This window comes from Cysteiniphilum sp. (assembly GCF_057495195.1).
In genome coordinates this window covers 1-24,895 of record NZ_JBXTEF010000004.1, presented here as the reverse complement: position 1 = coordinate 24,895, position 24,895 = coordinate 1, and the positions used below count along the sequence as shown (strand labels likewise).

Annotated in this window: 24 protein-coding genes; all 24 read left to right on the top strand. The window is 37.0% G+C overall.

Translation table 11 applies throughout. The features are described from left to right. The first annotated feature begins 89 nt into the window (after positions 1-89). The 24 genes from ACY10D_RS00265 to ACY10D_RS00150 all read left to right on the top strand — a co-directional run bounded on the left by ACY10D_RS00265 (position 90) and on the right by ACY10D_RS00150 (position 24,886). Positions 90-806, top strand: coding sequence for a glycosyltransferase family 2 protein (locus ACY10D_RS00265; protein ID WP_486998813.1), 717 nt, complete (start codon positions 90-92; stop codon positions 804-806). Between the two features lie 36 nt (positions 807-842). After that, a complete protein-coding gene (locus tag ACY10D_RS00260; protein ID WP_486998812.1) occupies positions 843-2,249 on the top strand; it encodes a mannose-1-phosphate guanylyltransferase/mannose-6-phosphate isomerase in 1,407 nt (468 codons plus the stop codon). Beyond that, on the top strand, positions 2,246-3,358 hold the full coding sequence (gene gmd / locus ACY10D_RS00255; protein WP_486998811.1) for a GDP-mannose 4,6-dehydratase: 1,113 nt from the start codon (positions 2,246-2,248) through the stop codon (positions 3,356-3,358). Before ACY10D_RS00260 ends, gmd begins: the two co-directional genes overlap by 4 nt. After that, positions 3,333-4,295 carry a GDP-L-fucose synthase family protein gene (locus ACY10D_RS00250; RefSeq protein ID WP_486998810.1) on the top strand — a complete coding sequence of 321 codons (963 nt, stop codon included), beginning with the start codon at positions 3,333-3,335 and terminating at the stop codon, positions 4,293-4,295. Before gmd ends, ACY10D_RS00250 begins: the two co-directional genes overlap by 26 nt. Beyond that, positions 4,277-5,449, top strand: coding sequence for a DegT/DnrJ/EryC1/StrS family aminotransferase (locus ACY10D_RS00245; protein WP_486998809.1), 1,173 nt, complete (start codon positions 4,277-4,279; stop codon positions 5,447-5,449). Before ACY10D_RS00250 ends, ACY10D_RS00245 begins: the two co-directional genes overlap by 19 nt. Positions 5,450-5,518: 69 nt before the next feature. Then, the gene (locus tag ACY10D_RS00240) at positions 5,519-6,091 is read left to right on the top strand and encodes a CatB-related O-acetyltransferase (RefSeq protein ID WP_486998808.1); all 573 of its coding nucleotides are present in this window, start codon (positions 5,519-5,521) and stop codon (positions 6,089-6,091) included. Then, entirely contained in the window at positions 6,084-7,088 is a 1,005-nt protein-coding gene (locus ACY10D_RS00235; RefSeq protein ID WP_486998807.1) for a glycosyltransferase family 10 domain-containing protein, read from the top strand. Before ACY10D_RS00240 ends, ACY10D_RS00235 begins: the two co-directional genes overlap by 8 nt. 2 nt (positions 7,089-7,090) lie before the next feature. Continuing rightward, positions 7,091-8,620 (top strand): oligosaccharide flippase family protein, encoded by a 1,530-nt coding sequence (locus ACY10D_RS00230; RefSeq protein ID WP_486998806.1) that lies wholly within the window; start codon positions 7,091-7,093, stop codon positions 8,618-8,620. Further along, positions 8,607-9,461, top strand: a complete 855-nt coding sequence (locus ACY10D_RS00225) for an alpha-1,2-fucosyltransferase (RefSeq protein ID WP_486998805.1) — start codon at positions 8,607-8,609, stop codon at positions 9,459-9,461. Before ACY10D_RS00230 ends, ACY10D_RS00225 begins: the two co-directional genes overlap by 14 nt. Positions 9,462-9,475: 14 nt before the next feature. Then, complete coding sequence (locus tag ACY10D_RS00220; RefSeq protein WP_486998804.1) at positions 9,476-10,333, top strand: glycosyltransferase family 2 protein; 858 nt, start codon at positions 9,476-9,478, stop codon at positions 10,331-10,333. Between the two features lie 56 nt (positions 10,334-10,389). After that, positions 10,390-11,577 (top strand): glycosyltransferase family 4 protein, encoded by a 1,188-nt coding sequence (locus ACY10D_RS00215; RefSeq protein ID WP_486998803.1) that lies wholly within the window; start codon positions 10,390-10,392, stop codon positions 11,575-11,577. After that, positions 11,570-12,598, top strand: a complete 1,029-nt coding sequence (locus ACY10D_RS00210; RefSeq protein WP_486998802.1) for a polysaccharide biosynthesis protein — start codon at positions 11,570-11,572, stop codon at positions 12,596-12,598. The genes ACY10D_RS00215 and ACY10D_RS00210 overlap by 8 nt, the downstream gene beginning before the upstream one ends. Next, complete coding sequence (wecB, locus tag ACY10D_RS00205; RefSeq protein ID WP_486998801.1) at positions 12,595-13,776, top strand: non-hydrolyzing UDP-N-acetylglucosamine 2-epimerase; 1,182 nt, start codon at positions 12,595-12,597, stop codon at positions 13,774-13,776. Before ACY10D_RS00210 ends, wecB begins: the two co-directional genes overlap by 4 nt. Beyond that, positions 13,773-14,645 carry a dTDP-4-dehydrorhamnose reductase family protein gene (locus ACY10D_RS00200; RefSeq protein ID WP_486998800.1) on the top strand — a complete coding sequence of 291 codons (873 nt, stop codon included), beginning with the start codon at positions 13,773-13,775 and terminating at the stop codon, positions 14,643-14,645. The genes wecB and ACY10D_RS00200 overlap by 4 nt, the downstream gene beginning before the upstream one ends. A gap of 57 nt (positions 14,646-14,702) precedes the next feature. Further along, positions 14,703-15,902 carry a glycosyltransferase family 4 protein gene (locus ACY10D_RS00195; protein WP_486998799.1) on the top strand — a complete coding sequence of 400 codons (1,200 nt, stop codon included), beginning with the start codon at positions 14,703-14,705 and terminating at the stop codon, positions 15,900-15,902. Positions 15,903-15,979: 77 nt separating this feature from the next. Then, positions 15,980-17,302 carry an ATP-binding protein gene (locus tag ACY10D_RS00190; protein WP_486998798.1) on the top strand — a complete coding sequence of 441 codons (1,323 nt, stop codon included), beginning with the start codon at positions 15,980-15,982 and terminating at the stop codon, positions 17,300-17,302. A gap of 15 nt (positions 17,303-17,317) precedes the next feature. Beyond that, the gene (locus ACY10D_RS00185; protein WP_486998797.1) at positions 17,318-18,871 is read left to right on the top strand and encodes an ATP-binding protein; all 1,554 of its coding nucleotides are present in this window, start codon (positions 17,318-17,320) and stop codon (positions 18,869-18,871) included. A gap of 24 nt (positions 18,872-18,895) precedes the next feature. Further along, entirely contained in the window at positions 18,896-19,630 is a 735-nt protein-coding gene (locus ACY10D_RS00180) for an HI0074 family nucleotidyltransferase substrate-binding subunit (protein WP_486998796.1), read from the top strand. 120 nt (positions 19,631-19,750) lie between these two features. Continuing rightward, positions 19,751-20,962 (top strand): sugar transferase, encoded by a 1,212-nt coding sequence (locus tag ACY10D_RS00175; RefSeq protein ID WP_486998795.1) that lies wholly within the window; start codon positions 19,751-19,753, stop codon positions 20,960-20,962. Positions 20,963-21,099: 137 nt separating this feature from the next. Beyond that, positions 21,100-23,031, top strand: coding sequence for a threonine--tRNA ligase (gene thrS / locus ACY10D_RS00170; RefSeq protein ID WP_486998794.1), 1,932 nt, complete (start codon positions 21,100-21,102; stop codon positions 23,029-23,031). An 11-nt stretch (positions 23,032-23,042) separates the two neighbouring features. Then, entirely contained in the window at positions 23,043-23,564 is a 522-nt protein-coding gene (gene infC, locus ACY10D_RS00165; RefSeq protein ID WP_192483216.1) for a translation initiation factor IF-3, read from the top strand. Between the two features lie 58 nt (positions 23,565-23,622). Further along, the gene (rpmI, locus tag ACY10D_RS00160; protein WP_192483091.1) at positions 23,623-23,820 is read left to right on the top strand and encodes a 50S ribosomal protein L35; all 198 of its coding nucleotides are present in this window, start codon (positions 23,623-23,625) and stop codon (positions 23,818-23,820) included. 35 nt (positions 23,821-23,855) lie between these two features. Further along, positions 23,856-24,215: a 50S ribosomal protein L20 gene (rplT, locus tag ACY10D_RS00155; protein ID WP_117003271.1), complete on the top strand. Its 360-nt coding sequence runs from the start codon at positions 23,856-23,858 to the stop codon at positions 24,213-24,215. Between the two features lie 227 nt (positions 24,216-24,442). Continuing rightward, positions 24,443-24,886 (top strand): amino acid permease, encoded by a 444-nt coding sequence (locus ACY10D_RS00150; RefSeq protein WP_486998793.1) that lies wholly within the window; start codon positions 24,443-24,445, stop codon positions 24,884-24,886. Positions 24,887-24,895: the final 9 nt, after the last annotated feature.

Sequence of the window (24,895 nt, the reverse complement as noted above, 5' to 3'; positions counted from 1 at the left end):
TTCCGAGTTCCGAGTTCCGAGTTCCGAGTTCCGAGTTCCGAGTTCCGAGTTCCGAGTTCCGAGTTCCGAGTTCCGATAAGGTTGAGAAGATGAATCCAATAATTTCAGTGTGTATGACGAGTTTTAATGGCGAGCGTTATATTGCTGAGCAGATTGCTTCAATATTGAAGCAATTACCTCAAAATGCTGAGCTTATTATTTCTGATGATGGATCCACTGACCAAGCACTTAGTATTATTAAAAACTTTAACGATGCGAGAATCCAATTATTGCAAGGACCAAAGCAGGGAGTGGCACGGAACTTTGAATTTGTTTTGCGCCATGCAAAGGGTCAATACATATTTTTAGCAGATCAAGATGATATTTGGTTAGATAACAAAGTAGAGTTGATGCTTGAAGCATTGCAAACACATCAGGTGGCTATCTCAGACGCGAAGGTTATTGATGGTGCGCAAAATGTAATAGCTCCGTCGCTTTTTGAGTATGTTTATTTTAAAAGAGGCTTTTGGGTTAACTGGATTCATAACCGCTATTTAGGATGCACAATGGCTTTTCAACGTGCGTTTGTTGAACAGGCTTTACCCTTTCCACAAGCTATCCCCTCAGTACATGATTGGTGGCTAGGTTTGATTGCCGAGAAACAAAACCAAGTTAAGGTCATTAATAAACCGCTGATGTTATATCGCCGCCATGGTGCGAACTTATCAACCGTGGGTAATAAATCTAAATATAATCACTATTCTAAACTGTCCTTTCGCGTTAAACTCTTACTACAGTTGTGTCAACGGTTTAAATCATCGCGCTAGTTTAAAGGCTAGTGATGAAGTAAAGAGTTTATGAAAATGCAAAACAAAATATATCCTGTGATTTTATCTGGCGGCGTGGGCTCACGTTTATGGCCATTATCAAGGCAAAAATCACCTAAGCAATTTATTCCATTGGTCGATGATAAAAACCTTTTGCAAAACACCTGCTTGCGTTATCAGGATCAATCCATATTTTCGCCACCAGTTATCGTTTGCAATGAAGATCATCGTTTTCAAGTAGCAGAATCGTTACGCAATGTCCATATAGACCAAGCGAGTATTATTTTGGAGCCATGTGCTAGAAACACAGCCCCGGCGATTGCTCTAGCCGCTTTGCAGGTATATCAAGAGAATCCAGAGGCGATGATGCTGATCTCGCCATCGGATCATTATATTGAGAACTTTGAGGAGCTTTTAACAGATATTCAAAACTTGGATTGTCAGAGTGAATGTCTATATACCTTTGGGATCAAACCTACTCATGCTGAAACAGGGTATGGTTATATTGAAGTAGGTAATAAAGTAGCAGATTCGGTATATGAAGTTGCACAATTTATAGAAAAACCAAATAAAGAAAAAGCACAAGTGTATATTGAAAAAGGCAACGTTTATTGGAATAGTGGTTTGTTTCTATTTAGTGCTAAGACCTATCTTGAGCAATTGCAGCAGCATCAGCCAGATGTTTATGAGTGCTGTATTAAAAGCTTTGAACAGCGGGTGAAAGATCTGGATTTTATTCGTGTGGCTAAAACACACTTTGAAGCATGTCCTAACATTTCGATTGACTATGCTGTTATGGAAAAAGCAGATAAAATAGCGGTCATTCCATTATCTGAAGTGAAATGGTCAGATATCGGTTCATGGGGTGCCTTGTTTGAATTAGGACAAAAAGATCAAAAAGGCAATATCATTAAAGGTGATGTTTGCCAAATCGATACACAAAACTGCTATTTACGTTCACATGATCGATTATTGGCGACAGTTGGTGTTAGTGGGTTAGTTGTTGTCGAAACAGCAGATGCTATTTTAGTCGCTGATCGCAATAATACTCAGGCAATTAAACAGATTGTTGAAGTGCTTAAGGTAAGCAAAAGGACTGAGGCAATTAAGCATAAACGACATTTTGGTCCTTGGGGTTATAGTGATCGTATTGCCAAAGGTGAAAACTTTCTCGTCAATAAGTTGTATTTTAAAGCAGGCGCTAAAAGCTCATTACAAATGCACTACCACCGCACGGAGTATTTTACTGTTCTAAGTGGTGCGATTAAAGTCAAAGTTGAAGACAAAGAATATTTGTTATCACAAGGAATGTCGATTACTATAGAGCCGTTACAAAAACATCAAGTCATTGCGATCGGGCAGCTTCCTGTTGAAGTACTGGAGGTTCAGCTTGGGTCTTACTTGGCGGAAGATGATATTGAAAGATTTGAGGAAGCTTATTGATGAAAAAAGCATTTATTACAGGTGTCACAGGACAGGATGGCTCTTATTTGGCTGAACTGTTGTTAAATAAAGGCTATGAAGTACATGGTTTGGTTAGAAGAAGTAGTTTGATTAATACGGATCGAATAGACCATTTATATAAAGGACACCAAGAAGACAGTCACTTTTTCTTACATTATGGTGATATGACAGATTCATTGAACTTAACGCGTTTGATTGCTGATATTCAACCAGATGAAATTTATAATTTGGCAGCCATGAGTCATGTGCATGTGAGCTTTGAAACACCTGAGTATGTCGCCAATGCCGATGGGATTGGCACATTGCGTATTTTAGAAGCGATTAGGATTTTAGGTCTTCAAAAGAAAACACGTGTTTATCAAGCATCTACCTCTGAGCTTTATGGTAAAGTGCAAGAAATCCCACAAACGGAAAAAACGCCCTTTTATCCAAGATCCCCTTATGCAGTTGCTAAGATGTATGCTTATTGGATTACGGTAAATTATCGTGAGGCATATGATATTTTTGCTTGTAACGGTATTTTGTTTAATCATGAATCTCCGGTTCGCGGAGAAACTTTCGTGACGCGTAAAATCACACGTGCGACAGCTAAGATTGCTTTAGGGCTTCAAGATAAACTATATCTAGGTAACCTAAATGCTAAACGTGATTGGGGACATGCCAAAGATTATGTTGAAATGATGTGGTTAATCTTGCAGGCGGAAAAAGCCGAAGATTGGGTGATGGCAACGGGTGTTACTACTGAAGTGCGTGAGTTCGTCAGAATGGCATTTAAAGAAGTGGGTATCATTTTAGAGTTTAAAGGTGATGGGGTTGATGAAAAAGCGTATGTTGCAGCGTGTGAGCATTCTGAATATCAATTACCTATTGGGCAAGAAGTTGTTGCTGTCGATCCACGTTATTTTAGACCAACAGAGGTTGACCTATTGATTGGAGATCCAACCAAGGCGCATCAAAAACTCAACTGGAAGCCAAAGCATAGTTTAGCGATGTTAGTCAGTGATATGATGCACTCTGATATTGCGTTGATGAAAAAGGAGCTTTACCTTGAGAAAGGTGGCTATGACATTAAAAAACAGTTTGAGTAATAGCATGAATGTATTAATTACCGGTGGCAATGGGATGCTCGGAAAAAATCTGCTTGAGCATGCTAGGGCGCAAATAGTTAATATTTTTGCTCCAACGAGTAAGGAGCTTAATCTATTAAATGCTGAGCAGGTTGGAGACTATCTAAAAACACATAAGATTGACTTTGTGATTCATTGCGCGGGCGTTGTCGGTGGGATACAGGCAAACATTGCAAATCCCGTCAGATTTTTAAATGACAATTTGAATATGGGAATGAATCTTGTGAATGCTGCATTTAAGGCAAATGTTCGTCAGTTTCTTAATGTTGGCAGTAGTTGTATGTATCCAAAAGACTATGTTAATCCCTTAAAAGAAGACTATTTACTTCAGGCGCCACTTGAGCCAACCAATGAAGGCTATGCATTAGCTAAAATTACAGTCGCTAAATTATGTGAATACTATGCTAAGCAATATGGCTTATCCTATAAGACGGTTATCCCATGTAATTTATATGGTCGTTGGGATAAATTCTCAGACCAGCATTCACATATGCTGCCTGCGGTGATTAAAAAAATATACTTTGCTAAGGAAAATAACTTAAATATTATTGATGTTTGGGGAAGCGGTGAAGCACGGCGTGAGTTTATGTACGCTGGTGATTGTGCTGATGCGCTTTGGTTTTGTGTCGATCAGTTTGCAGCACTACCACAATATGTAAATATTGGATTGGGTGTTGACTATAGTATTAATGAATACTATCAGGCAGTAGCAACAGCATTGGACTATAAGGGCGCTTTTGAACATGATTTAAGCAAACCTGAAGGCATGAAACAGAAATTAGTAGATAATAGTATTTTGAAGAAACTTGGCTGGCAAGCCAAACATTCATTGGCTGAAGGCATATTAAAAACAATTGATTTTTATAAAAAGGAAGTGTTATGCACAACACAAAGGTAAAGTATCCATTAGCAAGCTCAACATGGGATCAAAAAGAGCTTGATGCAATACAGTCTGTGATTGATAGAGATATGTATACAATGGGTGAAAGTGTCGCGCAGTTTGAGCGAGATTTTTGTGAGTTTGTAGGCAGTAAATATGCGGTAATGGTCAGCTCAGGATCTACAGCTAACTTGCTTGCAACAGCAGCACTTTTTTATACAAAAGCCCCCAAGCTTAAAAAGGGCGATGAGGTTATTGTCCCAGCAGTATCATGGTCGACTACCTATTTTCCATTGCAGCAATATGGCTTGAAACTTAAGTTTGTCGATATTGATCTTAAGACATTAAATTATGACTTGGAAGCATTAGCAAATGCAGTCAGTGATCAAACGAAAATGATTATGGCGGTTAACTTGCTGGGCAATCCAAATGACTTTGCTGCCATTGAGGCAATTATTGGTCAAAGAGATATTGTTCTTCTTGAAGATAATTGCGAATCAATGGGCGCGACTTTTAATGGTAAACAAGCTGGAACGTTTGGTTTAATGGGAACTTTTTCGACCTTCTTTTCCCACCATATGGCAACGATGGAAGGTGGTTTTGTCGTCACTGATGATGAGGAGTTGTATCACGTATTATTATGTCTTAGAGCACATGGTTGGACGAGGAACTTACCAAAAGAAAACCATGTGTCCAATAAGTCAGATGATCCATTTAGTGAGTCATTTCGTTTTGTATTACCTGGTTACAATGTGCGTCCGGTTGAAATGAGTGGTGCAGTAGGGATTGAGCAGCTTAAAAAACTGCCTCAATTTCTTGCGCAAAGACGTGAAAATGCACAATATTTTCAATCTTTATTTAAAGATCATCCGGAGTTAATGATCCAACAAGAAATGGGCTCAAGCTCATGGTTTGGTTTTTCATTTATTATTAAACCTGATTCAATGTGGCAGCGTGCAAAAATAGTGCAAAAGCTTAGAGAAAACGATATTGATTGTCGCCCAATTGTTGCGGGAAATTTTGCACGTAATGAAGTGATGAAGTATTTTGACTATGAGATTCATGATAGCTTAAAAAATGCTGATTATTTGCATGAACATGGTTTTTTTGTTGGGAACTCTCAGATTAACCTGTATGCAGAACTAAGTTTCTTGGAAAATATATTGAAGTAAGTATGATTAGAAATTTGACCTTAGCGAAAATGAGTAAATTAAAATGGGCAGGCAATGGTGCAGGTATTCTTGAATAAAATAATCAGAATTTACTTATTTGTAGTAAAGAGTATAAGAGTTAAATCTAAGCATGTTAATGTGAAAGCGAGAATTGGTTCTCATTCAATAATTATGGAAGGATCAGTTATTGATGCAATGTCAGAGCTGGGCAAATATGTTTACGTTGGGAAGTATACCTATATTACTAAGGCTAAAATTGGAAATTATTGTTCTATTGCAAATAATGTATCAATTGGACAAGGAGAGCATGAGCTTGATAAATTATCTACTAGTTCATTATTCTATGATGATGCTTATAAAACACTGACTCAGAAAGAGTGCATAATTGAAAATGACGTTTGGATTGGCGTTGACTCGATTATAAAACGTGGGGTTCGCATCGGAAATGGTGCAGTGATAGGCGCTAATTCAGTGGTAACCAAGGATGTTCCTAATTTTGCTATAGTAGCTGGGGTCCCAGCAAAAATTATACGTTATCGATTTGAAGATAATATGGCTAAAATGATATGCGAATCTAAATGGTGGACATATGATCTAGAGCAAGCAAAAGAAATTCATAAGGAGCTTAGAGATAATGGATAAAATTGCTTATGTGATAGATTGCCATCTTCAGAATCAACTGTTTAATTTAGATAATCCGATCATTAATCGGGATAATTTTGCGTATGCTCACTGGCAATTACAACAACATTTCCTTGGGGAAAAAATTGATTTATCGACGCATGATATCAACCCAATATTAAATGCAAAAGCCGTTATTTATAATGATATGCCATCAAAGTTACCTGCCTTAAGTGATGCTTACAAGTCATATTTATTGCTATTTGAAAGTGAAGTTATTAAGCCGGAGAATTGGGATTTAAATAAACATCGTTATTTTCGCAAAATCTTTACTTGGGATGATCGTTTAGTCGATAATAAAAAATATTTTAAAATTAATTTTTCTCACCTGATTCCTGACGCCATTAATAAAGATTTTGCCAGTAAAGAAAAGCTATGCACATTGATTGCTGGAAATAAGAAGGTGACACACCCATTGGAGTTATATTCAAAAAGAATAGAAGCAATTCAGTGGTTTGAGCAATATCACCCAGATCAATTTGATTTGTATGGCATTGGTTGGGATGAATTATGTTTAGAGAATAGATATATAAGATATATTGCTAAAAAAGCTGGGTTGTCTAAGTGTTTTGCGCATAAATTCCCTTCATATCAAGGTAAAGTAGCTTCTAAAAAAGAGGTTTTGGAAAAATATAAATTTGCAATATGCTATGAAAATGCAAGGGATATTTCAGGCTACATTACGGAAAAAATATTTGACTGCTTTTTTGCCGGTTGTGTTCCCGTTTATTGGGGGGCGGATAATGTTTCCGAGCATATTCCAGCGACTTGTTTTATCGATAAAAGAAACTTTAAAAGCTACCAAGATTTATATGCGTTTATAATTAATATGTCAGATGATGATTACTTGGGGTATTTGCAAAGTATTGAGAATTATTTGAATAGTGAAAAGGTCTATCCATTTAGTGCCGATTATTTTTCTCAAACAATTGTTGATAACATTATAAATGACTTTTAGTTATGTTTAGATTAAAAGTTAATATATTTACAAGCTATTTATCTGTGGTTATCCAAGCAGTTTCGATGCTGATTATTACTCGAGTGGCAGTCAATTATTTTGGCACTGAGAAATATGGTTTATTTGCCTTAGTTACATCATTGTTTGCTTATCTTACGCTTGCTAATTTTGGCATTCCGTGGGCAGCCGCTACTATGCATGCTCAGCTAAAGTCTAAGCTTGAAAAGTTGCGCTTAGCAAAAATAGCATTTGGATTGACAGTGATACTTAGTATTCTATTTCTGTTAATAGTCTTAGTTGTTAGCCTATTTAGCCCTAAGTGGATTGATATTTTAGGAGAAATTCCAACGGAAATCTTTCCACTTGCCTTTTGGTTTGTGCTTATTAATTTGATTGGATTTATTATCTATATTCCGTTTACTGTATTTAGTCAAATATTGATCTTCTCAAATTTGTCTTATCAAGTGAAAATAGTTGATGCTATTCGCTACATTGGGAATGTGGCGGCACTATTACTGGTGAGCTTTATGGGGTTGAGTATGGTGGATTATGCTGTTGTTACCGTTACTTTAATGCTTTTGGCAGGAATTGCTTACTTCTACTATCTAAGAAGAAATTACCGTAATTTACCAGTTGAGCATGCGATGGGATCGGCAGAAAATAATGCACATGTATCCGCACGTAACGTACTGACAAAAGGGGGGGGGTTCTGGCTAAATGGTCTTGCTGGTGTGATTATCATGAATACGGATGCGATTGTTATTTCACATATTTTGGGATTAAATATGGTTTCAAAATATTCTATCATGGCAACTTTTTTGACTTTATCGCTAGTTGTTGTAGCTCAATTAATGAATGTGATTAATCCGTTATACCCACAGTTTTTAACACAAGACCCGATAAATAAAGAGGTAAAGCAAAAACTGGAGTTAATTAGTAATGCTATCGTTATGAGCTTAGGGTTTATTGCGTTGCTTTTTGCAGTTATTATTCCAATTTTTTCGGAGAAAATTTTGACGATTTGGCTGGCAAATGACGGGTTATATGCAGGCAATTTAACAAGTCTGGCATTATCACTTTATTTTGGCATGCTCATGATTTCACTTGCACCCTATTCGATAATGGCAGCTATGGGAGAGGCACGTTCGTTGTTTAAATTAACACTACTAGAAGCGGCTTTAAATTTAGTGTTGTCTATCATATTGGTTTGGCATGTGGGGATTGCTGGTGTGTTTATAGGAAGTGCCATTGCTAATGGTGCAACAACGCTAGTATGGTGTAGTTATTATGTGAATCGTAAGTATAAAAGCCATCTTAAAATAAATATAAGGCAAACCTTGAGTTTGATTCTACTGTTATTAAGCGTGTTGCTGTTGAGTTTTATCGGGCAATATTGGATTAATGAGATGTCTTATAAAGTTATCTTTGCTGGTGCTGTTATTGTATGCATAACGATCGTTATGTATGTCTGTTATGCTAAAAAATATATAAAGTTATATCAAATGAGAAATGTGAATTATGAAGGTTGTTGAGATTAGAGGTGGCTTGGGAAATCAAATGTTTCAATATGCTTTTTATTTAGCATTAAAGCATAAATATGAAGATGTTTTTTGTGATATAAACCAATTTAAGCATTATAACTACGCTTTACACAACGGTTATGAGTTGGCACAACTATTTGCGGTAAAGCCTGAACTGATTAGCATAGAGCAACAAAAAGCGATGTTTGGTAAGAATAAATTATTTCGTCGTTTGGCTTTTAAGTGGTTTCATAAATATAAACAAGTCGTTATTGAAAAAGGATTAGGCTTTTCACCAAGATACTTGCAAGACTATGGTAATGTCTTTTTAAGAGGATACTGGCAGTCTGAGAAATACTTTATAGATGTAAAAGAGATTTTAAGACAGACGTTTTGCTTCCCTCAATTGGCAGAAAAAAATGCTGAAAAATTATCCGAATTAGCAAACTACAATCTCATTGCAGTGCATGTGCGCCGAGGAGATTATGTTAATCATCCGCTGTATGAGGGAATCTGTACATTGGATTACTATCAAAAAGCAATTGCACACATGAGTCATCACGTTGATAATCCATATTTTATATTTTTCTCAGATGACCCTAATTGGTGTCAACAGCAATTTCACATGGATAATATGTGTATAGTGGATTGGAATACAGAAGATATGAGCTATCAAGATATGCAGATGATGAGCCTGTGTCAGCATAATATTATTGCCAATAGTTCATTTAGCTGGTGGGGTGCTTGGTTAAATGATCATGTATCCAAAATAGTTATTGCACCGAAAAAATGGCTTAACGATGATAAGGCGTGTGTTGATGATATTATTCCGCAAACTTGGATAAAAATGTGATGAGCTCAAATGATATGCATAAACTAATTTCTGTTGTTATGCCAGTTTATAATGGCGGAGAGTATTTAAACGAGGCTATTGAAAGTGTTCTTCATCAGACTTATGTAAATTTTGAGTTTATTATTATTGATGATGGTTCAAAAGATAGAAGTCTTGAGATAATTCAACGATATGCGGCAATTGATCAACGCATTAAAGTGATATCACGTGAGAATAAAGGACTTGTTGCAACGTTAAATGAAGGCATTGCATTAGCAAAAGGAGATTATATTGCCAGAATGGATGCAGATGATATCTCATTACCAGAGCGTTTTTCTCGGCAAATAATGGCACTTGAGCAAACACAAGCTGATATTTGTGGCTGTCATGCATTGATGATAGATGCCTCAGGCAAAAGTATACGTAGCTTGATGTATCCCGTGTTGCCAGATATGTTTGCCTTTTATATGCTTTTTACCACACCGTTTTGTCATGGTAGTGTGATGTTCCGAAGACAAAAATATGTTAATGACGCATTAAGTTATGGCTTAAATCCAAACTATCAATCAGTAGAGGATCTTGTGTTGTGGATAGAGATGTATCAACGTGGCTATCAATTTATCAATGTCGATGAGGTATTATTTAAATATCGTTATTTGGCAACCTCATTTTCTCGAACAAAGCTTCAAAAAATGCATTTAGATACTAAAGTAATTACGAAAGCATTTTTTCAGGCTTATCGTGTGGATTTGAAAAAACAGTTTATGAAATTAAAAACGCTTGATAATTTAAATGCAGGTGAGAAAAAGATATTGATGAAATATGCTTTTAAAAAAAATAAACTAGGATATATTTTGAATATTAAACATTGGCGTGACATCCTTGCTTATTAGTATTTGCAATATGCCGTTTTTATAATTGTGTGAACTAATTTGCTTAAGGAATTTAAATGAAAATCTTAATTTTCTTAAAATATTTCTCTCCTGCGTATAAAGCTGGCGGTCCAATAGTGACCATCTCAAATATGATGGCTTACCTAAAAGGGAAATATGAGTTCTATATCGTGACTTCAAATTTTGACATTGGCGATTCAAATAAATGTGAATTTGATCTGCCGACAAACCAATGGATTACATCTGACAATGCTAATATTCGGTATCTTCGTACAGAGCAGGCAAGTATTAGTAATTTCAGGCAGATCATTAAAGAAGTATCTCCAGATCTTATCTATCTTAATAGCTTTTTTGACTTTCACTTTTCAATAAAAATTGTTATGGCCATGAAGATTGGTTTTATTAGGCAAAAGTTGGCATTGCTATTAGCTCCAAGGGGTGAGTTTTCATCGGGTGCTTTGACTTTAAAGTCTTTTAAAAAACGTGCTTACATTACTTTGGCAAAATGCTTGAGGTTGTATGGAGGGATTGACTGGCATGCTTCAAGTGTATTGGAGCAAAACAATATTGAAAAAATTTTTACGGTGAACCAGCAAAGAATCCATGTGGCAATGGATTTACCAAGTTTGCAGCAACCATTTAATCAAGCGTATGAGGTGTTGGAAATAAAGGAGAGTGACGCGCGACTTGTGTTTATCTCACGTATTTCGCCGATGAAAAACTTGGAATTTGTTTTAGAAATTCTTCAAAAAAGTCAAAAAAAACTAACACTCGATATTTATGGACCCATCGAAGATAAGAAATATTGGTTAGAATGTTGTAGGTTGATAGCTGCAATGCCTAAGAATATAAGCATTAAATATCAAGGGGAACTATTACCTCAAGATGTTCAGTCTACGTTTAATAAATATGATGCATTTATATTTCCAACCAAAGGCGAAAATTATGGGCATGTTATTGCTGAATCATTAATGGCAGGAACCTTTGTTATTACATCAGATCAGACTCCTTGGAGCGAGCTTGAGGGTCATGATGTTGGCGTTATCTGTGGTTTGCAGGATAGGGAAAAATGGTTGGCATCTATTGATGGCATAGCATTATTATCTCGTGATCAAAAGATACAGTTAAGAACCGAAGTATATAGTTACGCAACGCACAATATCCCCAATACGCAAGATGTATGTGATAATAAGAAATTATTTTCAGAAGTAATCCAACAATTTAGAGAAGATAAGCATGTTTAAAAACAAAACACTACTCATCACAGGGGGCACAGGATCTTTTGGTAATGCCGTGCTCAGACGTTTTTTGGCAACTGAAGTTGCTGAAATTCGTATTTTCTCACGTGATGAAAAAAAGCAAGATGATATGCGTAAAGCATATAATTCACCGAAGTTAAAATTTTATTTGGGCGATGTGCGAGATATTAACTCCATTCGTGATGCGATGCATGGCGTGGATTATGTATTTCATGCTGCGGCATTAAAGCAAGTGCCTTCCTGTGAGTTTTACCCGATTCAAGCAGTGCAGACAAATGTATTGGGTACTGAGAATGTATTAAATATCGCGATTGAAAACAAGGTCAAAAAGGTCATTGTATTGAGCACAGATAAAGCGGTTTATCCAATTAATGCAATGGGAATGTCCAAGGCATTGATGGAGAAAGTCGCTGTGGCTAAATCACGCAATCTTGATGATACGGTTACGACGATTTGTTGTACGCGCTATGGTAATGTAATGGCATCGCGTGGTTCAGTAATACCATTGTTTATTGATCAAATTAAAAATAATAAACCAATTTCAATCACCGATCCGCAAATGACACGTTTTATGATGAGTCTTGATCAGGCGGTGGAGCTGGTTTTATTTGCGTTTAATAATGGTCATAATGGTGATATTTTTGTGCAGAAAGCACCAGCTGCAACCATAGAGTTGTTAGCAAAAACACTAAGAAAACTACTTAATGCGCCAGAGCATCAGATCAAGATTATAGGCACGCGCCACGGTGAGAAGCTCTATGAAACTTTGTTAACACGAGAGGAAATGGTCAAAGCAAGAGATTTGGGCGAGTATTATCAAATCCCTGCGGATGGGCGAGATCTCAACTACGATGTCTATTTTGAGGAAGGTGCTGAGGTGGTGACACAAGCTGATGAGTATCATTCGCACAATACACATCGCTTGAATGAAAAAGAGCTTATCGATTTGCTATTTAGTTTGCGCGAGATTCAAGAAGATTTACAAAGTCTAGGAGTTGTAAAGTGATAGAAAGCACAAAAGCAGCAGATATGGAAAAAGCAAAAAAAGTGCAAAAAGCAATGAAAGTGATGACGATTGTTGGCACACGTCCGGAGATTATCAAACTAAGTCGTATTACTGCTGAGCTTGAAAAGCAGATGGATCATGTTTTGGTGCACACGGGGCAAAATTTTGATTATGAGTTGAATGAAATATTTTTTAATGAAATGGGGATTAAAAAACCCGATTTCTTTTTAGATGCGGTAGGCGAGAGTACCGCACAAACCATAGGTAATATTATCTTTAAAGCTGATGAAGTGATTGCAAAAGTGAAGCCAGAAGCCATCTTGCTCTATGGTGACACCAATAGCTGTTTATCGGTTATTGCTGCAAAGCGCCGCAAGATTCCGGTATTTCATATGGAAGCGGGAAATCGCTGCTTTGATGAGCGTGTGCCTGAAGAGTTAAATCGTAAGATCGTTGATCACCTAAGTGATATTAATTTGCCTTTAACCGAGCATGCGCGAAGATATTTAATGAATGAAGGTATTAAACCTGAAACCATTATTAAATCGGGTTCTTGTATGCAGGAAGTATTGCAATTTCATCAGGTGGATATTGCTAAGAGCAAAGTATTAGATCGTTTATCATTAACTGACAAGGACTACTTTGTATTAAGTGCGCACCGCGAGGAAAATATCGACTCAGACGTAAACTTTCAGCATTTAATCGAGACGTTAAATGCTTTAGGTGACTTCTATGGTAAACGGATTGTTTTTTCAACACACCCTAGGACAATGAAAAAAATACAAGCGCTTGAGGCTCAAGTATTAAACCCATTGGTTGAAATTATGAAGCCGCTAGGATTTTTTGATTACATTAAACTACAACAACATGCATTTTGTACCATTTCGGACAGTGGCACAATAGCTGAGGAAGCGTCCTTATTAGGATTCCCTGCTATTACAATTCGCAATGCGCATGAGCGTCCTGAAGGAATGGATGAAGGTGTTTTGATTATGTCTGGTCTAAGAAAAGAAAGAGTGCTGCAGTCTGTTGAAATTATTACATCGCAATATGCGCAATACGGTGCAACAAGAGTTGTAGCAGACTATGATGCACCAAATGTTTCCACCAAAATGGTGCGTATTATCCAAAGCTATACCGATTATATTAATCGTACTACATGGAGGAAAAGCGTATGATAAAGGTTTTGGTGATCGGTGCTGATGGTATGCTTGGGCATTTGCTTGTGCAATACCTAAGAGAGACTGCTAGTTATGAATTATTTACTGCCTCAAGAACATCTAAAAATGAATCACATCATTTTCAGCTTGATGTCTATGCGCGCGAAAAGTTAGAAAAACTGATTGAAAACATTGCACCAAACTATGTGATTAACTGTGTTGGTGTGCTTGTGCAAGACGCACAAAATCACCCAGATAACGCAATATATGTTAACGCTTACTTTCCGCATTTCTTAGATAGACTTTCTAATGCACTTAATTATAAGCTTGTCCACATATCCACAGATTGTGTGTTTGATGGTAGAAAAGGAGGATATACAGAGGTTGATATCCCTAATGAAACAAACTTTTATGGTCGCTCGAAGGCTTTAGGTGAGGTTGTTAATGGTCGCAACTTAACCATTCGCACGTCGATCATTGGCCCTGAGATAAAAGTGCACGGTGTTGGGTTATTACATTGGTTTATGCAGCAAAAAGGAGATATCCAAGGTTTTACCAAGGCAATCTGGTCGGGTGTTACTACTTTGGAGCTTGCCAAGTTCATTCATTTCTTAATGCTGAATCAGCTATCACTTAATGGTTTAATTCATCTAGGCAATAATCGGCGCATATCAAAGAAAGATTTATTGTGTATTTTTCAAAAAATATTCAATAAGCGTGATGTTAATATTCACGATAATGCGGTGTTTGAGTCAGATAAAAGCTTTATAAGTACGCGCAGCACTGCTGATTATATTGTTCCTGATTATGAGGTGATGATCGTTGAAATGCATCGCTGGATTAACATGCATGGGGCACATTACCCTATGTATCAGCAGCAAAACTAGTATATACTGCCAAATTGAATTTAAGTGAAGGGTAAGTTAACCATAAATTTGGGTAAGATGAAGATACTAATTCTGACAGATGACTATTTGCCAAAAAGTAAGAAAGCCTCAGCAAAAATGCTGCATGAGTTAGCATGTGATTTTATACAACGTGGGCATGAAGTCAGTTGTGTTACCCCAAACTCATATGGTGAAGCAGATTATCAGCGATTAGATGAAGTGAGCATCTATCGTTTTAAAACAGGCAAGGTCAAGGACACGAACAACCGCTTAAGGCGTGTGATAAATGAATGGCAATTCTCACATAAAGTGTGGAAACTGGTGATAGGTCAAGGTTTTAAGCCCGATGCGATTGTTTACTACTCACCGTCTATTTTCTTTGGTAAGGCAGTTGCTAAAGTAAAACAGCATTTTAATATCCCAAGTTACCTTATTCTAAGAGATTTTTTCCCGCAATGGGTTATTGATCAAGGAATTATCAAAGAGAGCTCATTTCCTGCTAGAGTATTACGCAAGTATGAAGATATCAATTATCAGGCAGCTGATCGCATTGGTGTGATGTCACCGGCAAATTTAGATTGGTTTAATCAGTTCACACGTAAACAATACCAAAATAAGGTTGAAGTGCTTTACAATTGGGTTGATGCGAGTGCATTAGCTGAGATAAAGCCAGATTTGGGTTTTAGGAAAAAGTACCAGCTTGAAGATAAAGTTATTTTTATTTATGGCGGCAATATTGGACATGCGCAGCGTATAGAGAATATTGTTGAGTTAGCCCGCAGATTAAAATCACATCCTAAAGCACAGATTGTTTTAATTGGACAAGGGAGTAAATATCAATTTATTTCAGAGATCATTCAAAAAGAGCATCTAAACAATATTTTACTATTGTCAGCATTGCCGCAGGCTGAGTATTTTGCCATTCAAAAAGTAGCTGATGTAGGTTTATTTTCACTACATAAAGAGCATAAAACACATAACTTTCCTGGAAAAGTATTGGGTTATTTAAGCCAACCAATGCCGATACTTGGTTCAGTGAATCCTGGAAATGATTTAATCGATGTTGTTGGGGGGAGTAAAGCGGGATTTGTTTCAATTGCTGATGACGATGAAGTGCTTTATCACAATGCTGTGAGGTTGTTAGAAGACGAATCGTTACGGCAAGAATGCGCGGTTAATGCACAAAAGCTAGTGTCCTCATTGTTTTCTGTTGAAGTAGCGGCTGACAAAATGATAGAGGTACTGAATAAGTGGTGATTATAAAAATTGCTATGTAAGAGCATGGCAATTGTATTATAATAACCCAAGTTATCACAACCTGGGTTATTATAATCATGAAGTTTTATAACCGAGAAGATGAGTTGGCACTTCTTGAAAAAGCAGATAAATTAAAAGCGCAAAAGTCAGTCATGACGATGCTTATTGGTCGCAGGCGAATAGGTAAAACAACCTTAGCGCTTCAAGGCTATACCGATGATAAAGTACTGTATTTTTTTGTTGCTAAAAAGGCGGAAACACTGTTATGTGAGGATTTCTGCCAGGAAATTACCGGTAAACTTGGCGTGAAATTATTTGGTGAGTTGCTCAAGTTTGAAGATGTGTTTGAATATTTGCTAGAGTTAGGCAAGAAACTATCCTTCACCATCATTATTGATGAATTCCAAGAGTTCCTGAAAATTAACCCCTCCATATATTCAAGTGTACAAAAGTTATGGGATATCAATAAAAACTCCTCAAAGGTACATTTGATAACTTGTGGTTCAGTTTATCATTTAATGAAAAAAATATATGAGGATATGAGTGAGCCCTTATTTGGGCGTTGTGACTTCAAAATAGAGCTTAAGCCTTTTAAACCATATGTTTTAAAGGAAATTTTACAAGATCATAATAGCTATAATGCTGATAACATGCTTGATTTTTATTCTTTGACTGGTGGGGTGGCAAAATATATTGAGTTATTTAGCCTGCATGACAGTTTTAATTTGCAGTCAATGCTAAATACTATTGTTGAGCCGAATTCAATTTTTTTGGATGAAGGTAAAAACAGACTCGTAGAGGAGTTTGGCAAGGACTATGGTGTCTATTTTTCGATTTTAAGTTTGATAGCGGATTCAAAGACTTCCCGAGCCGAGATAGAATCTGTATTACAAAGCAATATCTCGGGGCATTTATACCGTTTGGAATATGATTATTCGATTATTAGGTCAATTAAGCCAATCACTGCCAAACCTAATTCAAAAGTTCAAAAATATGAGATCGTCGACATATTTTTAGCCTTTTGGTTTAGATTTATATTTAAATACCAATCGCTGATAGAGGCGGAGAATTTTCTGAGGTTAAAAGATATTATCTATCGCGATATCGCGATATTTAAAGGAAAGAGTTTAGAAAAGTTATTTATAGAAATTTTTAAAGCCAAGCAAATTTACACCAAAATAGGCTCGTACTGGGAGCGTGGAAATCTCAATGAGATTGATATCGTGGCGTTAGATGATATTGATAAAAAGATTGTCATCTGTGAAGTAAAGCTGAATAAACAAAAATTAAGTCTGGAAAAGTTAATATTAAAGTCACACAAGCTAGTGAGCTATTATGATGGATATGATGTTGAATATAAATTATTATCACTTGGCGATATTGATGAACTGCTTAAGTAGGGAAAAGGCAAAAATATGAAAAAACTCCCGATTGGTATCTCAAGTTTTGAGAAAATTATTACTGAAAATTATGTTTATATCGATAAAACTAAGCATATTGATCAGCTGGTGAACAAAGGTGCGGGACGTTATTTTCTATTGCGTCCTAGACGCTTTGGTAAGTCATTGTTGATTGATACAATCAAACACGCCTTTGAAGGTAATAAAGCATTATTTAAAGGTCTCCATCTTGAGAAAAATTGGGATTGGGAAGTCACTTATCCTGTATTACATTTTAGTTTTGGAGAGGGAAATATATCAAACCCTCAACTTTTGGATGAGAAGATTAGCGCATTTCTAGATACGTATTATGAGCGCTATCAGATTAAACAATTGTATAGTGAAGTTAGTAGCAAATTTTCTTATCTCATTAATACACTTGGCACTAGGTATCAGCAGGTAGTTATTCTAATCGATGAATATGATAAACCAATCTTAGATAATATTGATAATAGTGACCTTGCCATAGCAATGCGCCAGCGTTTGAAAAATTTTTATAGTGTCATTAAAGCGCAAGATGAATATATTAAGTTTGTGATGCTAACCGGCGTTTCAAAGTTTAGCAAAGTCAGTTTGTTTAGTGATTTAAACAATTTAGACGATATAACTTTAGATGCTAAATATGCTGATATTTGTGGTTATAACCAAGCAGAATTAGTAGAAACTTTTAACGAGCATTTGCAGCAAGCTAAAGTTGATTATGACGTATTAAGACGTTGGTATAATGGTTATAATTTTGCAGGAAGCGAAAAGCAAAAAGTCTATAATCCCTTTGATATCTTATTATTTATAAGTAAAGATTTTCATTATCGTAATTATTGGTTTGAAACAGCAACACCAACATTTCTAGTGAAAATGGTGCAAAAGAATCGCTATTTTATTCCTGATTTTGAAAGTGTTGTGGTCAACGAGCATTTGTTGAGAACCTTTGATGTTGATAATATGCCGATTGAAACACTTTTATTTCAGACAGGATATTTAACGATTAAAGAAATGTTTCTCCGTGGACATGTCATTGCTTATCGGTTAGGGTATCCAAATTATGAGGTCAAATATAGCCTTAATAACAGCCTAGCAACAATAGCAACAAATGACAGTAAGAAAAATCAAGTGATAGATCATATGATTGGCGCTTTTGAAAAAAATGATTTCGAGCGCTTAGGTGAAATTATATGTAGTCACTTTGCAAGTATTCCCCATGATTGGTATCGCAATAATGATATTGAGAGGTACGAGGGATTTTATGCCAGTATTGTTTATAGCTTTTTGGCAGCCCTTGGCTATGATTTAATTGCTGAAGATGTAACAAATCACGGGAAAATCGATTTGACACTTGTGATGCCCGATAAGGTGATGATTATTGAGTTTAAACTACAGAAATATGGGTGTGCTAAAGAGGCTGTTGCACAGATTAAGTCACGTCAATATGCGCAAAAGTATAAATCTTATGGTAAACCAATCTATTTAATTGGCATGAGTTTTGATGACAAACAGCGCAATATGGCAGATTTGTGGGTTGAAAAAGTGTGAATGTTAAATAAGGTCTGTGATTAAATGAAAAAAACAACTATTTTTGGTTTAACAGCTAGTCAGTTTGTTGAGCTAATGTGCATTCTAGATAAAAATAAAGCGTCTCTTAATGAGGTGATTTTATTTGGCTCAAGAGCAAAGGGTGACTATAAGCCCGCTTCAGATATTGATCTAGCAGTTGATTATAAAGCTAACACAATCAGCTTAGACCAACAATTTGAAGAAAGCACTTTGCCTTTCATGGTTGATATTGTTGATATCAAATTATGCAGAGATAAAAAAATATATCAGCATGTATTGTCAGATGGTATTATGCTGATCAAGAATCATCTTGAAGAGAAAAATTGGATGTCATTGGCGTTATTAAATGAGAAGCTGGATGATTTTAATTCGGCTTTAATGCGTTTAGAAGAGGCGATTGAAAAAGATATATATAAAGATGATATGTATTTAGATGCTACAATCCAGCGGTTTGAATTTTGTTATGAGCTTTGTTGGAAATTGATGAAAGCTTATTTAAAGTACGTTGGTATTGATGTTAACAGTCCAAGATCAGCTTTTCGTGAAGCGTTTAAAGAAGGGTTGATTTCTGAAGTTAGTATCTGGCTTAAGATGCTTGATAAAAGAAATTTGACGTCACATACTTACCATGAGGATATGGCGAAAGATGTTTATTATGCCGTTAAAGATGATTTCTATGACTTGTTGGAGGGATTTAGAGATAAGATATCAATTTTAGTGAAAGAGTTACTTAAGTAAAGAAACAATATATTGGAAATATAAGCTTATCTGAGTTAGATTTCCTAAACTAAACCTCAGGCAAAATCAGCATTTTTAGTATATACTCCAGTGCCATAGGAATCTATTTAATTGAGCTGCATGAATAAGTCATCGGTTATTAGTTTTATTTTGGAGGCACTTGTTTTTGTGCTACTTGTCTGGGTTTACGAATATATATGGAGTCTCAGTCAGGAAAGTATTGTATTTATGATCGTGATTTTTTGTTTTAGCTGGTTGTATCGTTATCAACGTTCGACAAGATTGCTTGAGTATTATTCACATATTATTATCGTCTCATTGTTCTTTTTTGTTATTGTTGCTTTGGTGACGATTGTATTGCGTAAAGCATCACATGTTTTTTTAGTGGGTGGCTGCGCCATTATCAGTTGGTTGGTGATTGTTTGTGTTGCACGTTTTGTGATTATTCGTGCCTTTGGACATCCTTATCGCATTTTGATGCATCCAGAACTTATGTCAAAAGTTGCAATGAGTCACAAAGTCAAACTGATTCAAAAAGCTGAAGTGACACCTTATGATCTTAAAACGATTGATGCCATCGTAGTTGATAGAAAGTTTCAATATAGTAATAATTGGAATCAGTTAATTTTTCACGCAAGCCAGCACGATATCCCTGTATTTACGTTAACAGCCTATGAGGAGCTTATTGAACAAAGGTTATCCTTAAGTCAGTTGCAGGAAAACTGGATGTATGCTGGATTTAATATCCCATTGTGGTATCGCTTGCTTAAAAATAGTTTGGAATTCTTGTTGTCACTTATTTTGTTACCTTTGCTCATCGTTGTTTTTGCATTGGTGGGTGTGATCATTTTAATTACCATGGGCAGACCAATATTTTATATGCAGTCAAGAATGGGCTTTAATAATAAACCGTTTAAAGTATATAAATTCAGATCGATGGTTAAAAATGCTGACAAATCAGGTGAAACGGTAGCAGGAGATATGCGTGTCACCAAGTTTGGGGCATTTATGCGTAAATTTAGAATTGATGAGTTACCACAGTTTTTAAATATTCTAAAAGGTGATATGAGTCTTATTGGTCCACGCCCTGAATGGATAGAAACCGCGCGACAATTTGAAAAAGAAATCCCGTTATATCGATTAAGACATATTGTAAGACCGGGGATTACAGGGTGGGCGCAAGTAACCCAAGGGCACACGACAGGTGCTGATGGTAATTATGAAAAGCTGCAATATGATTTATATTATGTAAAACATTACTCACTTATTATGGATCTTAAGATTGTTATGAAGACGATTTATACCATTTTGACTGGGTTTGGCGCTAAATGATGGCAGTAACCACTGAAACAAAATCACAATGCTTGACAGCAGCTACTGTAATCCTCGAAAATACTCTACTTATAGACTTTTTGCTTTGCTTAAAGTGAAAGCAAGCCGAATGAAAACAATAACATCTGGAGTGAATAATGCCTGTAATTACCTTGCCGGACGGGTCGCAGCGTGCGTTTGAAAAACCTATTTCTGTGTATAACATTGCCTTGGATATTGGTCAGGGTTTAGCAAAAGCTACCTTGGCTGGTATTGTTAATGGCAAAGAAGTAGATACGAGTTTTATCGTGGAGCATGATGCAACCTTAACCTTAATTACGGCAAAGGATGACAAAGGTTTAGAGATTTTACGCCATTCCTGTGCGCATTTATTAGCGCAAGCGGTGAAACAGCTTTATCCTAATGCGCAGGTAACAATCGGTCCTGTGATTGAAGATGGCTTTTATTATGACTTTGCTTATGAACGTGCGTTTACACCCGAAGATCTGGATAAGATTGAAAAGCGTATGTACGAATTAGCGGCACAAGCTGAAACTGTGACGCGTGCTGTTAAATCACGCGATGATGCAATCACTTACTTTGAAGCTATTGGCGAGAAATATAAAGCAGAGATTATTGCTGATTTGCCACAAGGTGAAGTATTGAGTTTATACTCACAAGGTGATTTTACCGATTTATGTCGTGGACCGCATGTGCCAAATACATCACATCTAAAGGCTTTTAAATTAATGCGTGTGGCAGGTGCTTATTGGCGTGGCGATTCAAAGAATGAGATGTTAACGCGTATTTATGGCACGTGCTGGGCGGATAAAAAACAATTAAAAGCGTATTTAACACGTCTTGAAGAAGCTGAGAAGCGTGATCATCGCAAGATTGGTAAAGCGCTTGATTTGTATCACTTTCAAGAAGAATCCCCAGGGATTGCTTTTTGGCATCCAAAGGGTACTGCCATTTGGCGTGTTGTTGAAGATTATATGCGTGCATCGAATGAAAAGTATGGTTGTACTGAGATTAGAACACCCTTGATTGCTGATATCTCGATGTGGGAGAAATCAGGGCATGCCGCAAAGTATGCTGAGAATATGTTTATGACGAATTCAGAGAATCGTGATTATGCACTTCGTCCGATGAATTGCCCAACTTGCGTTCAGGTTTATAATCATCATTTGCATAGCTATCGCGATTTGCCGATTCGCATGGCCGAGTTTGGTGTGGTCCACAGAAATGAGGCATCGGGTGCTTTGCATGGTTTGTTGCGTGTCAGAAGCTTTACGCAAGATGATGGGCATATCTTCTGTACAGAGGCGCAAATCGAATCTGAAGTGGCGCAAATGGTTGAGCAGTGCTTTGAGGTTTATCGCGATTTTGGCTTTACTGACTTTGATGTCAAACTCGCACTTCGCCCTGAAAATCGCGTGGGTTCAGATGAGATTTGGGATAAATCAGAAAAAGCCTTAGCCGATGCGCTTAATAATCAAAAGGTTGCTTTTGACTATCTGCCTGGAGAGGGTGCATTTTATGGTCCTAAGATTGAATTTCATTTAAAAGATGCGATAGGTCGCAGTTGGCAATGTGGTACGATTCAGTTGGATTTATCCATGCCGATGCGCTTGGGGGCGACATTTATTGATGAAAATAGTGATAAGCAAGTGCCGGTGATGTTGCATCGCGCGATTGTTGGTTCACTGGAGCGTTTTATTGGTGTTTTGATTGAGCATTATGCGGGTAAACTGCCTGTGTGGTTGTCACCGGTGCAGATCGTGCTCACTGGAATTAGCAACAAACAAGATCAATATCTCAAAGAAGTTGAGCAAAAATTAAGAAAACTTGGTATTCGTACACAAATTGACTTGAGAAATGAAAAAATAGGGTTTAAAATCCGCGAGCACACTTTAGCACGAGTGCCGTTTATGGCGATTGCTGGAGAAAAAGAGCAGTCTTTGGGTCAGATCACCGTTAGAAAACAAGATGGTAGCGATCTGGGTGCATTAACGATTGATGCATTTGCTGAGCTTTTGTTGTCAGAAATTGAGAAAAAAGGTCGAGTAAGCCTAGAAAACCTAAATTAGGAGTTTGAGTTATTAACAAAGCAGACCAGAAAACGCCGATTAATGAAAATATTCGAGCGAAAGAGGTTCGTTTAATCGGGCCGGAAGGAGAGCAAATTGGCGTTGTGTCGTTAAGACAAGCGTTAACACAGGCAGAAGAACATGGTATGGATTTGGTGGAAATTGCTTCTCAAGCAGCTCCGCCGGTATGCCGTATTATGGATTATGGCAAATTCTTGTTTGAACAAGGCAAGAAGAAAGCCGCTGCAAAAAAGAAGCAAAAGCAGATGCAGGTCAAGGAAATTAAAATCCGTCCTGGTACTGACATTGGGGACTATCAGGTAAAACTACGCAACCTGATAAAGTTCCTTGAAGGTGGCGATAAAGTCAAGATCACTGTTCGTTTTAGAGGTCGTGAGATGGCGCATCAAGAGTTAGGTGTTGATATGCTTAAACGCTTGGAGGCTGACTTAGACGAGTACGGCGTGGTTGAGCACCGACCGAAAATGGAAGGTCGCCAAATGGTTATGGTTTTAGGACCTAAGAAAAAATAAAACACATGCCAAGCGCAAGCTTGAGTATGTCAGAAAATGGTAAAATGCGGAGTATATTATGCCAAAAATAAAAACAAACCGAGGTGCTGCTAAGCGCTTTAAAAGAACTGGTAAGGGTGGTTTTAAGCATCGTGCAGCGAATCGCGCTCACATTAACACAAAGATGACAACTAAGCGTAAGCGTCATTTACGTGGTATGTCTCAAGTTGCAAAAGCAGATGTACCAAGTTTGAATCAACAAATGCCGTATGCATAAGTGTTAATAACAAATTTTTTAAAGTGGAGTAGATTATGCCTAGAGTAAAAAGAGGCGTGGAAGCACGTCGTCGTCATAAGAAGATTTTAAAACAAGCCAAAGGCTACTATGGTGCGCGCTCGCGTGTGTACCGTGTTGCCAAGCAAGCGGTTATCAAAGCAGGTCAATATGCGTATCGTGACCGTAAGCAGAGAAAAAGACAGTTCAGAGCACTTTGGATTGTGCGTATAAATGCTGCAGCACGTCAGCACGATTTAAGCTATAGCCTATTTATCAATGGTTTGAAAAAAGCGAATATCGAGCTTGATCGTAAAGTATTGGCTGAATTAGCAGTATTCAACAAAGATGCATTTGCACAATTAGTTGAAAAAGCAAAATCAGCATTAGCAGCTTAATAGTAAGCGCGAGTTAAATTAAAGGGTGTGCTGGGGGCAGTGCACCCTTTTTTTATGTTCAATATTTAAGTGCCTAAAATTGTATGATTTTGTGTCTGTTCATTAGAGATGAATTCTGTCATGGTAACTGCTGTTAACAAAAGGATACTTTAATAGTTGCTTATACTATGGTATTTATTTTGACTTATTATTGGGTGAAGAATATAAAACGCTAGGGGAATGCTTTAATGCAGAATGTAAAAAGTGGAAAGAACCAATATATGAGCTTTTGGATGCTAGTGGCGCTAGTCTCTGGCAATATGGTTGGCTCGGGGATATTTTTATTGCCATCTGGTTTGGCAAAGTTTGGTTCAATTAGTATTTTAGCGTGGATTTTCACGGCTATTGGCTCGGTGTTATTGGCGCTTGTTTTTTGTAGCTTTAGCCGTTTGGTGCCCAAAGTTGATGGTGGTCCTTATATTTATGTGCGCGTGGGAATGGGTAACTTTTTAGGGTTTCAAAGTGGTTTTGGCTATTGGGTGTCATTATGGGTAGGAAACTGCGCAATCGCTTTGGCAATGGTGGGGTATTTGAGTTTCTTTTTCCCAATTTTATTGGATAAATTAATATGTGAATCAAGGTTTAAATTATGCACAGTATTTTTGTGCCAGCAACTCAAATGCTGCACATAGCCTTCCAAA